Origin of the sequence: Halopenitus sp. POP-27, from assembly GCF_029889855.1 — an archaeon.
GTDB lineage: Archaea > Halobacteriota > Halobacteria > Halobacteriales > Haloferacaceae > Halopenitus > Halopenitus malekzadehii.
Map to the genome: position 1 here is coordinate 66,456 of NZ_JARANU010000012.1, position 13,819 is coordinate 80,274.

The following is a 13,819-nucleotide window of genomic DNA, read 5'->3' on the forward strand; positions in this document are numbered from 1 at the left end:
GACCGCTGGGTGAGACCATCGTGTCACTGCGTGTCGTGGGATTCGGGTGTTTTCGTATCAAGCCGATCGAGCGTTCCATAGAGCTCTTCGTTTTGGATATGCGTACAGAACTGTGCACAGAGTCGACAGCAATCCTCGGCGTCGGTGAACGTTCGAACGCTCGCGTCCCAGCGCGCGTTCACCGCACCGAGCATTGCGCTTCGAACCGTCGGCTCGGACGCGACCATCATTCGGCGTGCACGTGACGGCGGCGTTGCGTCGGGTGCTGATTTCATCATCCCAGGAGTGGAGTATACGTCCTCGAGGACGCTTCCGATCTCGATTCCGACACCGAGGTTATCTCCGACCTGTGGCGCGATGAATACGGTCACGTTGCTTGCCTTCGCGAAGGCGATGCTTTGGGTTGCTGCGTCCATCTCCTCGAGATCGATTCCGACATCGATCGCGAGGAACGCATTGAACCCTCGTTTTCGGAGACAGTCACGCGTCTCCTCCAACAGACGGAGCACGTCGTCCTCGGCATACTCCCCGGCTGATGCGTCCCAGGTTGCAAACGAGGGGACGTCCGACTCGACGTCGGCATCGTCTCCAACCAGAGCCGAGACGTCGAACGTTCGATACGGTCCCATCAGATACACGAGAAACCGCTCCCGACGGACTTCGGGGAGAGCTGTCGAGTTCCCCACGGATCGTGGAAGCATTTCGATGATCCGGTCTCGCATTCCGCACGTCAGTTTCGTATATTAGTATATAAATACTGGCGTTATTGAGAATCATCTAGTAGAGAACAGCTAAGTACGTCGCACCCTGATCCTCGGACGAGGAACGCCATATGGTTGAAGCCGATCGTCACACCGCGACGGACGTTCGACGACCCGATCCGCCGCTCCCTGAGGAAAGCGGGCTCACGCTTGAGGAGTACCTCGCGATGCAGCAAGCGATCGGCCATCCGACACGGTTTCGAATTCTCCGAACGCTGCAAGCCAACGAGGAACTGAGCACCAGCGATCTGAAGGAGGCGGTCGACGTCGAGGCGCATAACCTCCATTACCATCTGGATGAGCTCGTCGATGTGGGTCTCGTCGATAAACGCCAGCGACGAACTGCCGATAGCCAGGGGTTTTATACCTACTATCGGCCAACCGCGATGGGACGAGGAATACTCAACTATGGGGTCGAAGAGCTGATGCGACGGGAACGGGAGTTCTCCGAGGCGTACTCGCGGTCGTCCCGTTCGTGAGTTTCAGTTCGAGAGCGTCCGGCGTTCGATCGCCTCAGAAGCTGCTGCCCTCGTGGCGCCAGTCGGTGGCGTACTCGCGCTGGGACTCGATCATCTCGTCGATCGAGACGTCGAGCGTCTCGAGTTTGCGCTCGGCGACCTCCCGATCGAGGCGGTCCGGGATCGCGTAGGCGCCGGGCGTGAGGTCGCGGTTCTCGACGATCAGGTCGTAGGCGGCGACGAACATCATCGAGTGGGTCGTGTCGATCACCTCGGCGGGATGACCCTGGCTGTAGGGGCCGGTGAGGTTCACGAGCCGGCCGTCCGCGAGCAGGTTGATGTCGCGGCCGTCGGGCAGGTGGTACCGGGTGACGCCCTCCTTGGGTGTCGAGGTATCGCTCGCGAGGCTTTCGAGCGCGTCGACGTCGATCTCGACGTCGAAGTGACCGGCGTTGGCGAGCTGGACGCCGTCGGCCATCGCCTCGAAGTGCTCCTCGCGGATGACGTCGCGGTTGCCGGTCGTCGTGATGAACAGGTCGCCGACCTCGGCGGCCTCGGCCATCGACATCACGCGGTGGCCGTCCATGTGCGCCTCGAGGGCCTTTCGCGGGTCGACCTCGGTAACGATCGTCTGTGCGCCCATCCCGCGCGCCTTGCGCGCGATTCCGCGGCCGCAGTAGCCGTAGCCGGCGACGACGACGTCCTTGCCCGAAATGATCGTGTTCGAGGTGATGGCGATGTTCGTGAGCGCGGACTCGCCGGTCCCGTGGACGTTATCGAAGAAGTGCTTCATCGGCGTGTCGTTCACGGTGTAGACCGGGAACTCCAAAACGCCCTCCTCCTCCATCGCCTCCACTCGGGTGATGCCCGCGGTCGTCTGCTCGCCGCCGCCGATCACGTTCGCCGCGACGTCGGGATGGTCGGCGTGGGCCTTCGAGATGAGCTCACAGCCGTCGTCGAGGATGAAGTCGGGCTCGTTCTCGAGCAGCTCGTGTTGTTGGGCGTCGAACTCCTCGTCGCTCATTCCCTCCCAGGCGAAGGCGGTGACGCCGTCGATCGCGTCGAGCGCCTCGACGACGTCGCCGTGGGTCGACTGGGGCTCGCTGGGTGCAAAGAGCACGTCCGCGCCCGCTTCGTGCAGCGTCTCGATCAGGATCCCGCTCTTCGCCTCGAGGTGTGTCGCGACGGCCACGGTGTGGCCCGCGAGGGGCTCCTCGTCGCCGTACTCGTCCTGAAACGATCGGAGGATCGGACAGTAATCGCGCGCCCACGTCAGGGGGTCGGTCTCCTGGCTCATACCCGAGCCATTCGCGCCGGCGGGCAAATAGCTGGCCACTCTCGGCGGCAGGTCACTCCCCGGCGAGGTCATCCTCGCCGCGGGATCACTCCTGGTCGGCCCATTCCTCGGCGGCGTCGACGACCTCGTAGCTCACGTTGCTCTCGCGGAGCTCGTCCGTGTGTGCCGACAGACGCGGGGCCGTGGCTACGAGCAGTACGTCGAGGCCCTTGGTGGCGGCCTCCCGGACCGCCGCCGTGCTCCCGAACCTGACGTCGGGATCGAGATTCGCGTCGGTTGCGGCGACGAACGCCTCCACGCCGGCGACGGCGAGTAGGTCGTGGTCGGCGGCGACCCGCCGAAGCCGGTCGGGATCGACCGCCCGACTCCCGCCGTCGCGGACGTGCGGGACCGAGACGGCGGTGACGGTGCCCAGATCGTACTCCACGACCCCCTGGAAGTTCGTGATCCCGACGTCGCTGCCGGCCTCGGCGTCGGTCACCGCGACCGCCGTCGCGCCGCCGGTGTCGCCGGCCATCGCCCGGAGCACGCCCTCCCGCATCGTCAACGAAACCGTCTCGCCCTCCGCGATGGCGGTGGTCGCGAGGGCCGTCTCCACCTCGACCTGTCCGATCACGTCCTCGGAGACGTGCGTGATGATCCCACGGAGTTCCTCGGTTCGCGAGATCAACCAGTCGACGCCCTCCTTGGTGACCTCATAGCGTCCCCGACCGTGCTTCTCGACGTAACCCTGCTCGATCAGGTCACGGAGGTAGTCGCTGACCGCCTGCGCGGTGACGCCGATCGCGTCGGCGATCTCCCGCTGGTTGACCGCCGGCTGGCGCTCGGCGATCTCCACCAGGATCTGATACCGGGTGGCATCGCGCTTGCTCCGGAGGACGCCGAACGCCTCGGACTCGTCCGCGTTTCCCGCCATTACCGAATCTGTGACCGTGCAACTCAAATACCTTTGGCTTACTCCGCCGTGAGTTGTGCTGTCTCGGCGGAAACGCGGCATTTAGACAATTCAATTGGCACTAATTCAACCAAAATTGTTTTAGGTCCTACGCGAGTTGTTCACCTCGATGGCGAACGTCTCGCTTCCCCACGACGCGAAGGCCGGGCCGACGAAACCCGAGGTTCGGGCCGTCCTGTTGTCGAAACTCGACCTCGACCGGTCCGATCACTTCGTGGAGGTCGGATCCTGTACCGGCGCGGTCACGATCGAGGCGGCCCGCCGGGCCGGCCGCGTGACCGCGATCGAACGGAAACCCGATCGACTGACCGTGACCGAGCGCAACCTCGCGGCCAACGGGATCGGCGTTGACGACCGTTCCGGGCTCGCAGCCGCGGATCCGACGGATTCGGTGGATCCGGCGTCTCCGGTGACTCCGGTGGATCTGGGAAGTTCCACGGACGGCGGTCGTGGCCCGGCCACGGTCACCCTCCGGGAGGCTGAAGCGCCCGCGGGGCTCCCCGACGACGCCGACGCGCTGTTCCTCGGCGGCAGCCGCAACTACGAGGCGGTGCTCGACCACGCCGCCGCGACCGGCGTGGATCGCGTGGTGATGAACGTCTCCCGGCTGGAGGTCGCCGGCGCCGCGACCAAGGCGTTCCGCGATCGCGATCTCCTCGAGGACGTCGTGCAGTTCCAGGTCAGCCACGGCTACGAGCTGGCCGGCGCGACGAGCTTCGACTCGGACAATCCGGTGTACATGCTCGTCGGCGGCGTCGACGGGGAGGACGACGATCCGGCGCCCGCCGAGGATGCCGACCGCGCGGAGGCTGCCCGATGACCCTCTACGGCGTCGGACTCGGTCCGGGCGAGGCCGACCTCGTGACCGTCCGTGGGTGGGAGGTCCTCGAGGCCGCGGACGTGGTCTACTCCCCCGGCCGGCTCTCGCGGTCGGTCGCGACCGAACACGTCCCGGACTCGCGAATCGGCGACCTCGAGTTCCCGATGACCCGCGACGAGGACGAACTCCGGGACGCCTGGCGGGATGCGGCCGCCGAGATCGCGCCGCGAGCACGCGACGGGACGGCCGCGTTCGTCACGCTCGGCGACCCCAACGTCTACTCGACGTTCGGACACCTCCGGCGAACGCTCGCGGCGTTTCACCCCGACGTCGACCTCGAGGTGGTGCCCGGCGTGAGCGCCGTCACCGCCTTCACGACCGCGCTCGGGGTCGAGGTGGCCGCGGGCTCGAGCCTGGCGCTTCGGGAGGCCGCCCGCGGCGCAGCCCCGACCGGCCCCGACCGGATGGTGCTGTTCAAGGTCACCGACGTCGAGGCGACCCACGGTAAACTGGCCGATGCGGGCTACGACGTCGTCTACGGTCGGCGCCTCTTCATGGAACAGGGCGAGACCGTCGTCACCGACGATCCCGCGGAACTCGCCGACCGGGATTACTACACGCTCGCGTACGCGGAACGACGCGACGCCGATTTCGACCAACCGGCGACCGCGGCCTTCGAGTCGACGCCTGACGCCGTCTCCGCGGACGGGATGGCGACCGACGGTGGCGTCGACGCCCTCGCACGTACCGAACTGGCGGAGGGAGAGGCCTGCGGCGACCGCCCGGTGGAAGCGTCCGGGTTCGGCCGGGATGGCGGTTCGGCCGACGTCGCTGGGGGAACCGGAGAGACCGGCGGAACCGGAGGGACTGGACAGAACGGGGGGACTGGACAGAACGGGGGGACTGGACGGTCCGGAGAGGCCGGAGGGGCTGGAGGGGACCGTCGATGACCGATCCGCAGACGGAGACCGATCCGCAGACGGAGACTGGCCCACAGGCGGGGACCGACCCGCAGGACGCGATCGACGCGGCGGCCGCCGCGTCGGAGACCGATCGTGACCCCCGCATTCACGAGCGGACAGCCGGCGAGGTCCCCGATCCCGGCGACGCCATCCCCTTCATCGGAGCCGGTCCGGGCGATCCGGGGCTGCTCACGGTAACCGGTCGCGAGCTCGTCGAGGCCGCCGACCTCGTCGTCCACGCGGGGTCGCTCGTCAACAGCGAGCTGCTTGAGGCGTACTGCGCCGACGCCGAACGGGTCTCGAGCGTGGGCAAGGACCTCGAGGAGCTGGTCCCGTTGATGCGGGACGCCCACGAGGCGGGCCGGAACGTGGTCCGGCTCCACAGCGGCGATCCGGCGATCTACGGCGCGGCGCTCGAACAGATGGATGCCCTCGAACACGAGGGCGTCCCGACCACCATCGTGCCGGGCGTCACGTCGGCGTTCGCGGCCAGCGCGACCCTCCGGACCCAGCTGACGCTCAACGGCGTGGCCAACCACGTCGCGTTCACGCGCCCGCAGGGAACGACCCTCGATCCCGAGGACGACCACATCGGCGAGTTCGTCGGGATGGGCGACGTGACGACCTGCATCTACCTCGGGACGCACGCGATCCCCGAGACGATGGACCGACTGCTCGAGGACGGACACGACCCCGAAACGCCCGTGACGGTCGTCTACCACGCCTCCTGGCCCGACGAGGACGTGATCGAGGGCACGATCGCGACGATCGGCGAGGCGGTCACGGACGCGGGCTACCGCGCCTCGGCGCTCGTGGTCATCGGCGACGCGGCCCGGAAGACCGGGTACGAGCGGTCCTACCTCTACGGCGACTGGGCAAACCGCGGCGCTGCCGGCGATGAGTCCCCCGAGGTCGACGCGGGCGAGGCGGACGACTAGTTCGACTGATTCGACTGACCCACTGATGAGCACCGACACCGACGCCACACCGGACGACGCATCGACCGACGCAAACACCGACGCAGCGACCGATTCCGGCGGCCACTGTTCGACGCCCGATTCGGACGGCGAGGTCGCCGAGGAGATCGCGATCGTGAGCTTCGAGCGGAAGCTCGATACCGCCGAGGAGATCGTCGCGGAACTCACGGACGACTACGAGCGCATCGACGTCCTCGAGTACCACGGCGACGTCTTCGCGGAGCACTGGGGCGAGTACGACTGCTTCCTGGGGCTCATGGCCTCGGGGATCGCGATGCGCAAGACCGCCCCCTTGCTCGACGACAAGTGGGACGACCCCGCGATCGTCGTCGTCGACGAGGCGCTCACCTGGGCGATCCCGATCACGGGGGGCCACCACGGCGCGAACCAGGTCGCCCACGACCTCTCGCGGCTGGGTGCGGTCCCGGCGATGACCACCGCCAGCGAGGCCGCCGGCAAGCAGGGCGTCGAGAGCCAGGCGAAGGCGCTCGACAGCCACGTCGTCAACGGCGACTCGACGGTGGCGACCAACCTGGCCGTCCTGAACGACGAGCTGGGGCCGGTCGCCCGCCTCGACGGGCCGGCGGCGGTCCTCGTCGACGACGGCGTGACCGTCCTCAAGCGGAACGGCGGGAGCCACTCCGACGCGAACGAGTCGGCCGATCGCGTCGTCCTCGGCACCGGAACCGTCTCGGGCGTCCGGACGGAGCAGGTCCTCGAGGCCTGGGAGACCGCCCTCGACGACCTCGATCTGACGGTCGACGACGTCGACTTCGTCGCGACCGGGACCCGAAAGGAGGACGAGGAGGGACTCTACGAGGCCGCGAAGGCGATCGACGCCGGCGTCGTCCTCTTCGAGAAGGAGACGCTCCTGGAGTTCGAGGGCCCCTCCCCGTCCCGCTCGAAGGAGCTGATCGGCTGGCCGGGGATCGCGGAGGCATCCGCGATCGCCGGCGGCCGCGAGCACGAGCTCGCCCGCGAGAAGGAGCGGTTCGACGACGCCGTGACCGTGGCGGTGGGTCGGTAGGATGGCGGGTGCCGACTCCGGCTCCGCGCCGGCTGTTCCGGACGCCGAGACGACCGATCCCGAGACGTCCGCAGCGGAGACGACCGACGCCGAGACGACCGACTACGGAACCCTCTACGTCGTGGGGATCGGCCCCGGCCTGCCGCACGCGATGACCCAGCGGGCCCGGGACGTGATCGCCACCGCCGACTGCGTGATCGCCTCGAACCTCTACCAGGAGTTCCTGCGCCGTGACGGCACCCTCCCGCCGGAGAGCGCGGCGGTCGAGGAGACGGAGGCGGGGGCGGGGGCCGAGACGGAGGCGGGAACGGAGGCTGAAACGGAGACGGGAGCGGGGACCGGGACGGAGGCGGCGGACTCAACGGTCACCGACGGCGGCGCTGCGACCGAGGACTCCGGGACCGTCCTGGAGCGCCCGAACGGGAGTCGCCAGACACTCGTCCGGTCCTCGATGGGCCGACAGGTCGAGTTGGCTCGCGAGGCCTTCGAGCGCGTCCGCGCCGGCCAGGACGTCGCACACGTCTCCGGCGGCGACCCCAACGTCTACGGGAAAAGCGACCTCCTGTACACGATGGCCGACGCCGACGACGCCCGCGACGTGCCGATCGAGATCATCCCCGGCGTGACCGCGGCGCTCGGCTGTGCGGCCAACCTCGGTGCGCCCCTCTCGAACGACTTCTGTACGATCTCTCTGTCCGACAAGTGGCGCGGGTGGGATGAGATCGCGGAGAAGCTGCGCGCGGCCGCGATCAGCGGCTTCGTGATCGTCTTATACAACTGCTGGCGCGATTACGAGCGCGCGATCGCGGTGATCCGCGAGGAGCGGTCCGACGACGTCCCGGTCGGCATCGTCAACGACGCCGGCCGCGGCGACGCGGGACGCAACCTGGAGGACGAGACGCACACGATCACCACCCTCGGCGAGGCGACCGACCACGACGAGGAGGTCGGCGGGATGGGGACCTCCATCCTCGTCGGCACCCACGAGACGACCGTCTGGGAGAACGACCAGGGCGCCCACCTCGTCACCCCGCGCGGCGGGCGTGACGTCGACGACTTCTAACCACACCAATGAGCACGAACGACACCACCGAGACGACGGAATCGAACGCCACGACCACCGAGACGAACGCCACCGCCGAAACGGCTGACGCTGTCGAGGCAAACGCCACCGAGACGAACGCTGCCGCCGAAACGACCGACGCGACCGAATCGGACGCGGTCGCCGACACGACGGCGTCGGCGTCGAGTTCCGCCTGCGGCGCCGGGAGTTCCGTGGACGACTCGGCGGCGGACGGAAGCTCCGGACGGAGCTGTGGCGGCTCCGAAACGGACGCCGCGGCGGCCAAGAAGGCCGCGACCGACGAGCAGGTCGGATCGACCGCCGACGACTTCGCGGCCGACCCCGGCCGCCTCGTCGCGGTGGGGCTCGGGCCGGGCCAACCGGACGGAATGACCGCGCGCGCTCGCGCGGCCCTCGCCGACGCCGAACACATCGTGGGGTACACGACCTACGTCGAGCTGCTTCCCGGGGAGATCACCGACTCGGCCGAGGAGATCTACGACACGCCGATGTGCGGGGAGGTCTCCCGCACCGAGGAGGCGATCGACCGGGCGCTTTCGGGCAACGACGTCGCGATCATCGGCAGCGGCGACCCGAACGTCTACGCGCTCTCGGGGCTGGCGCTGGAGATCCTCGAATCGAAGGGCGCGACCGCCGAGGCCGTCGACTTCGAGGTAGTTCCCGGAGTGCCCGCCGCCCAGTCCTGTGGCGCCCGTCTGGGCGCGCCGCTGGTCAACGACACCGTCAGCGTCTCCCTCTCGGACCACCTCACGCCGATGGACGAGATCGAGTCCCGGCTCCACGCGGTCGCACCCGAGGGATTCACGATCGCGATCTACAACCCCTGGAGCCGCAAGCGCCGCGAGAACTTCGAGACCTGCTGTGAAATTCTGCTTGAACACCGCGACCCCGAGACGCCGGTTGGGATCGTCCACGCGGCGGGTCGGGAGGACGAACGCGTCGAGATCGTCGACCTCGGCGAGCTCGCGGACCTCGGCGAGACCGATCTGATAGACATGACGACCACGATCCTGGTCGGCAACGAGGAGACGTACGTCTGGGACGACCGGATGGTGACGCCGCGGGGGTACGAGTCCAAGTATGACTACTGACTCCGCCCACGGTGACGGGGCCTACCGGGTGACCCTCGACCGGGACGCCTGTGAGGGCGTCTTCGCCTGCCTCGTTCGCGACGAGCGGTTTCGGGAGGCCGCGGACGGACTGGCGACGATCGACGATGGAGGGGCCGACCACGCTGGCGCGCCATCGGCGGGGGAACCCGGTGACGGGGACGTTCCTGGTGACGGGGACGTTCCTGGTGACGCGGACGTCCTGGTTGCCCGGTTCGACGATGACCGGATCGCGGAGGCTCGCCAGGCGGCCACGGCCTGTCCGGTGGACGCGATCACGGTCGAGTCGGAGGTGGCTCCCGATGAGTGATGCGGCCCCGAACCACGAGACCGGGATCGAACCCGCGGCCGACCTGCTCGATGCGACTCCGGAAACGGCGTACTTCTGGGGCCGCGTGGCGGGCGACGGCGAGGTGACGGCGGACGGCGTCACGACCCGCGCCGGCGACGAGACGGCCGCCGAGGCGCTCGCGGCGATCGCGGGCACGAGCCGGACCGGGACCGACCATCGGGTCGAAGCTCGCGAGTCGGCACACGACGCCTCGATCGTCCGGTTCGAGGACGAGTACGAGATCCAGGTGATCGGCGCGCCGGCCGAGCGCGCGAGCGCGGCCTTCGGCCTCCCGATCGACGGCCAGCCGGGGGGCTACCGGTTCGACGCGTTCTCGGACCACCGCGTCCAACTGATCCGCGGGCTGCTTGAGGCCTGCGGGACGGTCTGTTTCCGGGAGTCGGCCGGCTCCGTCGGCGTCTCGTTCGTCCACGAGGACCGCGCGCTGCTCGACACGATCCGCTCGCAGCTGTCGGCGGCCACGCCCCACGTCCCGACTGACGACCTCGCCGAGACGTCGTCGGGCGGCTACTGGTTCGGGCTCGCGGACGACGCCGACGTTGCCACGTTCGCCGAGTGGGTCTACGCCGGCAGCGCGGCGTCCGGCCTCTATGCGGACGACCGACGCGCGAAGCTCCGGCGGAGTGTGGAGCGAGCGACCGGCGCCGACGTGGGCACGCTGGAGGGCGAGTGATGGCGGGAGCGGAATCGCCGGGGACGGCGGACGCGGTTCCGACCACGCTCGACGACGAGGCGGTGCTGTTGGTCGGCCACGGCTCCCGCCGTGAGCGGTCGAACGAGCAGGTTCGCGAGCTGGCGGCCGGGCTCGAGGACCGACTCGGGATCCCGGTCGACGCCGGCTTCATCGAGCTGGCGTCACCGTCGATCGACGAGGCGATCGCCGGGCTCGCGGCGTCGGTCTCGCGGGTCACCGTCGTCCAGCTCTCGCTGTTTGCCGCCAGCCACGTGAAGGCGGACGTCCCGCTCGCGGTCCAAGAGGCTCGGTCGGCACACCCCGAGCTCACGATCCACAACGGCTCGCATCTGGGGATCCATCCGGCCATCCTCGACCTGCTCGAGGACCGGGCGGCGACCGTCGAGGCCGAGTTGGACGTTGATCGGGAGACGGACGACGTCGCGGTCGTGCTCTGTGCCCGCGGGTCGAGCGACCCGGACGCCAACGGCGACGTCCACAAGCTCGCTCGGCTGCTTCAGGAGGGGCGCGTCTTCGACCGCGTCGCGGCGTCGTTCATCGGCGTCACGGAGCCGCGGCTTGCGGAGACGCTCCACCGGATCGCGACCGACCGACCGGACGCCGTGGTCGTGCTCCCGTACATGCTCGGCGACGGCGTCCTGACGGAGCGGATCCGCGAGGGGGCCGCGACCTTCGACGCGGAGTACCCCTACGTCGACGCCGCGGCGGGGGATCCGCTCGGAACCGATCCACGGCTGCTCGACGTCCTCAGTGATCGCTGGCAGGAGGCCCGAACCGACAGCGTGGAGATGTCCTGTGACACCTGCACGTACAAGGTCGAACTGGACGGCTACGAGGAGGACGTCGGCGGCGCCAGGGCGATGTTGCGCGCGCTCACCCACCGCGAGTCACACGCCGACCGCGACGACGTCGACGACGAGCCCCATACTCACGACGCGCCGGCCCACCACGTGGCCGTCTGCACGAATCGGACCTGCGCGGCGGACGGCTCCGCGGCAGTTCTCGAGCGGCTGCGGCAGGCCGCCCGGGACTCCGAGGCCTGCGACGCGCGCATCACGCGGTCGTCGTGTCTCGGTCGCTGTGGCGACGGGCCGATGGTGGCCGTCTCCCCCGACGGCGTCTGGTACGGCGACGTCGACGAGGCCGACGCCGAACGCATCGTCTCGTCCCACCTCGACCGCGGCCGGATCGTCTCCGACCTCGTCGACGTCACGCTGTGATCCCACTGGTGACTGGCCGATCATCGGTCGACCCGACTCGAACCGCTCGACCCGAACCGACTCGAATCGAACCGAACCAGACACACCCGAACGATACCCAACACCACACGATCCACGATGAGCTGTCACGAACTCGAAGCGCTCCGACTCGCGCTGTTGAACGTCCTCGGAACCGGGGACCGAACCGCCCGCGAACACGCCGAGGCCGAACTCGAGGGCCACCTCGAGGGGCCGATCGCGGCGCTCGCGAACGCCGAGACGCTCGACGCGATCGAGCGTCACCTCGACGCCGCGCTCGTTGACCTGGAGGCCGAGGTCGCCGCGACCGACGCCGATGACCCCGAATACGACTACCTCCGCGGTCGTCTGGTCGCCGTTCGCGACGCCGAACGTGCGGTGCACCGACTGACCGCCCAGGGCGAGAGCGTCCTCGACGGGCTCGCGGACGCCCACGACGTGCTCCACGAGACGTTCCCGGTCGAGGGGTGATCGATAGCGAGTCCCGTGGTATCGCACCACGGGATAGGTAGACTTTTGTTCCACATCTCGTCTGTACGAACGTGACAGATATCCACACACACTCGGCGACCCGGATCGCGCGGGAGATCCGCGCCGGTGACCGGTCGCCGGTCGACGTCGTCGACGCGACGCTCGACCGAATCGAGGAGCGAAACGACCGCACGAACGCCTTCGTGACCGTCACCGCCGATGCCGCCCGCGAGGCCGCCCGCGAGGCCGAACGGGCCGTCGAGCGGGGCGACGATCTCGGACCGCTGCACGGCGTCCCCGTCGCGATCAAGGACCTCGACGACGTCGCGGGCGTCAAAACGACCTTCGGGTCGAAGCTGTTCGCGGACAACGTCGCCGACGCCGACGACGAGTTCGTCCGTCGGCTCAAAGCAGCCGGCGCCATCGTGGTCGGCAAGACGAACACGCCGGAGTTCGGCCTCGGGTGTACCACGGACAACCGCGTTGCGGGGCCGACCGGGACGCCGTTCGATCCGGACCGGATCTCCGGTGGCTCCTCGGGCGGCGCCGGCGCCGCGCTCGGGGACCGGCTCGTGCCGATCGCGCAGGGCTCGGATACGGGCGGATCGATCCGAACTCCGTCCTCGTGTTGTCACGTGTTCGGGCTCAAACCCTCATTCGGACGCGTTCCGCGCGTGGACCGTCCGAACGCCTTCTCGGACCAGACGCCGTTCTCCCACACCGGTCCGATGGCCCGCACCGTCGCGGACGCGGCGCTGATGCTCGAGGTGATGGCGGGACCGGACCCGGGCGATCCCTTCAGCCTACCGGCCGACGACACGGACTACCTGGCGGCGACCGATCGGCCCGTGGACGACCTCCGGGTCGCCTATAGTCCCGACCTGGACACTTATCCCGTCGAGCCAACCGTCCGGGCGGTCGTCGACGACGCGGTCGACGCCTTCGAGGACGCCGGCGCGACGGTCGAGCGTGCCGATCCCGATCTCGGTCACGACCAGGGTGAGATCCTGGGTGCGTACTACACGATGGCCAAGATCCTCTGGGAATCGCTCTTCGACGGTCTCGAGCGTGATCACGGGCTCGACCCGCGCGGGGCGGACCGCGACCGACTCCGTCCCGTGACCGTCGAGACGATCCTCGAGGCTGCCGACGTCTCCACGCGGGAGTACACGCGGGCACAGATGGTCCGGAGCGACGTCTACGACGGGATCGTCGACCTCCTGGCGGAGTACGACGTTCTCGTGACCCCGACGCTGGGCGTCACCCCGTTCGAACACGGTGAGCACCCCGAATCGGTCGACGGAACGCCGGTCGACCGGCTGCGCGGCTGGCTCCTCACGCAGCCGTTCAACTTTTCGGGCCATCCCGTCGGGGCGGTCCCGGCCGGACTCACTGATGAAGGGCTCCCCGTCGGGATGCAGGTGGTCGGGCGGCGCCACGCCGACGACGTCGTGCTGGCCGCCAGCGCCGCGGTCGAACGGGAGCGACCGTGGCACGACGCGTATCCCGCCTGACGGCGTCGGTCCGGAGTCCGATTCGGTTCCAGCGGCGATCGGTTGGAGCGGCGATCGGTTGGAGCGGCGGTCGACTCTCGTCGGCGCCGCCGCCACGTGT

Annotated in this window: 14 protein-coding genes and 1 pseudogene; 12 read left to right on the forward strand and 3 right to left on the reverse strand. The window is 68.9% G+C overall.

Going from position 1 to position 13,819, the window contains the following annotated elements:
• Positions 1–23 precede the first annotated feature (23 nt).
• On the reverse strand, positions 24–629 hold the full coding sequence (locus OQF70_RS08930) for a hypothetical protein (RefSeq protein ID WP_280537098.1): 606 nt from the start codon (positions 627–629) through the stop codon (positions 24–26).
• Positions 630–832: 203 nt separating this feature from the next.
• Between OQF70_RS08930 and OQF70_RS08935 the strand changes: the two genes are divergently transcribed.
• Positions 833–1,240 (forward strand): helix-turn-helix domain-containing protein, encoded by a 408-nt coding sequence (locus OQF70_RS08935; RefSeq protein WP_280537099.1) that lies wholly within the window; start codon positions 833–835, stop codon positions 1,238–1,240.
• A 34-nt stretch (positions 1,241–1,274) separates the two neighbouring features.
• Here the strand turns inward: OQF70_RS08935 and OQF70_RS08940 are convergent, their stop codons facing one another.
• Positions 1,275–2,516, reverse strand: a complete 1,242-nt coding sequence (locus OQF70_RS08940; RefSeq protein ID WP_280537101.1) for an adenosylhomocysteinase — start codon at positions 2,514–2,516, stop codon at positions 1,275–1,277.
• 85 nt (positions 2,517–2,601) lie between these two features.
• A complete protein-coding gene (locus OQF70_RS08945; RefSeq protein WP_280537103.1) occupies positions 2,602–3,432 on the reverse strand; it encodes a MarR family transcriptional regulator in 831 nt (276 codons plus the stop codon).
• Positions 3,433–3,580: 148 nt separating this feature from the next.
• Between OQF70_RS08945 and OQF70_RS08950 the strand changes: the two genes are divergently transcribed.
• The 11 genes and pseudogenes from OQF70_RS08950 (at position 3,581) to OQF70_RS09000 (ending at position 13,719) form a co-directional block, all read left to right on the forward strand.
• Positions 3,581–4,291: a precorrin-6Y C5,15-methyltransferase (decarboxylating) subunit CbiT gene (locus OQF70_RS08950; RefSeq protein ID WP_280537104.1), complete on the forward strand. Its 711-nt coding sequence runs from the start codon at positions 3,581–3,583 to the stop codon at positions 4,289–4,291.
• A pseudogene (locus OQF70_RS08955) lies at positions 4,288–4,971 on the forward strand (cobalt-factor II C(20)-methyltransferase); the annotation flags it as partial. The gene OQF70_RS08950 and the pseudogene OQF70_RS08955, both read left to right, overlap by 4 nt.
• 266 nt (positions 4,972–5,237) lie before the next feature.
• Positions 5,238–6,191, forward strand: coding sequence for a cobalt-precorrin-4/precorrin-4 C(11)-methyltransferase (locus OQF70_RS08960; protein WP_280537106.1), 954 nt, complete (start codon positions 5,238–5,240; stop codon positions 6,189–6,191).
• Between the two features lie 25 nt (positions 6,192–6,216).
• The gene (gene cbiG, locus OQF70_RS08965; RefSeq protein ID WP_280537108.1) at positions 6,217–7,257 is read left to right on the forward strand and encodes a cobalt-precorrin 5A hydrolase; all 1,041 of its coding nucleotides are present in this window, start codon (positions 6,217–6,219) and stop codon (positions 7,255–7,257) included.
• A gap of 1 nt (position 7,258) precedes the next feature.
• Positions 7,259–8,320, forward strand: coding sequence for an SAM-dependent methyltransferase (locus tag OQF70_RS08970; protein ID WP_280537110.1), 1,062 nt, complete (start codon positions 7,259–7,261; stop codon positions 8,318–8,320).
• Between the two features lie 8 nt (positions 8,321–8,328).
• Complete coding sequence (gene cobJ, locus OQF70_RS08975) at positions 8,329–9,432, forward strand: precorrin-3B C(17)-methyltransferase (RefSeq protein ID WP_280537111.1); 1,104 nt, start codon at positions 8,329–8,331, stop codon at positions 9,430–9,432.
• Complete coding sequence (locus OQF70_RS08980; protein WP_280537112.1) at positions 9,422–9,760, forward strand: ferredoxin; 339 nt, start codon at positions 9,422–9,424, stop codon at positions 9,758–9,760. Before cobJ ends, OQF70_RS08980 begins: the two co-directional genes overlap by 11 nt.
• Positions 9,753–10,475 (forward strand): cobalamin biosynthesis protein, encoded by a 723-nt coding sequence (locus tag OQF70_RS08985; protein WP_280537113.1) that lies wholly within the window; start codon positions 9,753–9,755, stop codon positions 10,473–10,475. The genes OQF70_RS08980 and OQF70_RS08985 overlap by 8 nt, the downstream gene beginning before the upstream one ends.
• The gene (locus tag OQF70_RS08990) at positions 10,475–11,716 is read left to right on the forward strand and encodes a CbiX/SirB N-terminal domain-containing protein (protein WP_280537114.1); all 1,242 of its coding nucleotides are present in this window, start codon (positions 10,475–10,477) and stop codon (positions 11,714–11,716) included. The genes OQF70_RS08985 and OQF70_RS08990 overlap by 1 nt, the downstream gene beginning before the upstream one ends.
• A gap of 117 nt (positions 11,717–11,833) precedes the next feature.
• Positions 11,834–12,205: a DUF3209 family protein gene (locus tag OQF70_RS08995; RefSeq protein ID WP_280537116.1), complete on the forward strand. Its 372-nt coding sequence runs from the start codon at positions 11,834–11,836 to the stop codon at positions 12,203–12,205.
• Between the two features lie 71 nt (positions 12,206–12,276).
• Positions 12,277–13,719: an amidase gene (locus OQF70_RS09000; RefSeq protein ID WP_280537117.1), complete on the forward strand. Its 1,443-nt coding sequence runs from the start codon at positions 12,277–12,279 to the stop codon at positions 13,717–13,719.
• The last annotated feature ends 100 nt before the right edge of the window (positions 13,720–13,819 follow it).

Excerpts from the sequence above, each read along its gene's own strand:
- OQF70_RS08930 (WP_280537098.1), bottom strand. The coding sequence starts at position 629 with ATGGGACCGTATCGAACGTTCGACGTCTCGGCTCTGGTTGGAGACGAT.
- cobJ (WP_280537111.1), top strand. The coding sequence starts at position 8,329 with ATGAGCACGAACGACACCACCGAGACGACGGAATCGAACGCCACGACC.
- OQF70_RS08980 (WP_280537112.1), top strand. The coding sequence starts at position 9,422 with ATGACTACTGACTCCGCCCACGGTGACGGGGCCTACCGGGTGACCCTC.
- OQF70_RS08985 (WP_280537113.1), top strand. The coding sequence starts at position 9,753 with ATGAGTGATGCGGCCCCGAACCACGAGACCGGGATCGAACCCGCGGCC.
- OQF70_RS08970 (WP_280537110.1), top strand. The coding sequence starts at position 7,259 with ATGGCGGGTGCCGACTCCGGCTCCGCGCCGGCTGTTCCGGACGCCGAG.
- OQF70_RS08950 (WP_280537104.1), top strand. The coding sequence starts at position 3,581 with ATGGCGAACGTCTCGCTTCCCCACGACGCGAAGGCCGGGCCGACGAAA.
- OQF70_RS08995 (WP_280537116.1), top strand. The coding sequence starts at position 11,834 with ATGAGCTGTCACGAACTCGAAGCGCTCCGACTCGCGCTGTTGAACGTC.
- OQF70_RS08960 (WP_280537106.1), top strand. The coding sequence starts at position 5,238 with ATGACCGATCCGCAGACGGAGACCGATCCGCAGACGGAGACTGGCCCA.
- OQF70_RS08935 (WP_280537099.1), top strand. The coding sequence starts at position 833 with ATGGTTGAAGCCGATCGTCACACCGCGACGGACGTTCGACGACCCGAT.
- OQF70_RS08945 (WP_280537103.1), bottom strand. The coding sequence starts at position 3,432 with ATGGCGGGAAACGCGGACGAGTCCGAGGCGTTCGGCGTCCTCCGGAGC.
- OQF70_RS08940 (WP_280537101.1), bottom strand. The coding sequence starts at position 2,516 with ATGAGCCAGGAGACCGACCCCCTGACGTGGGCGCGCGATTACTGTCCG.
- OQF70_RS08990 (WP_280537114.1), top strand. The coding sequence starts at position 10,475 with ATGGCGGGAGCGGAATCGCCGGGGACGGCGGACGCGGTTCCGACCACG.
- cbiG (WP_280537108.1), top strand. The coding sequence starts at position 6,217 with ATGAGCACCGACACCGACGCCACACCGGACGACGCATCGACCGACGCA.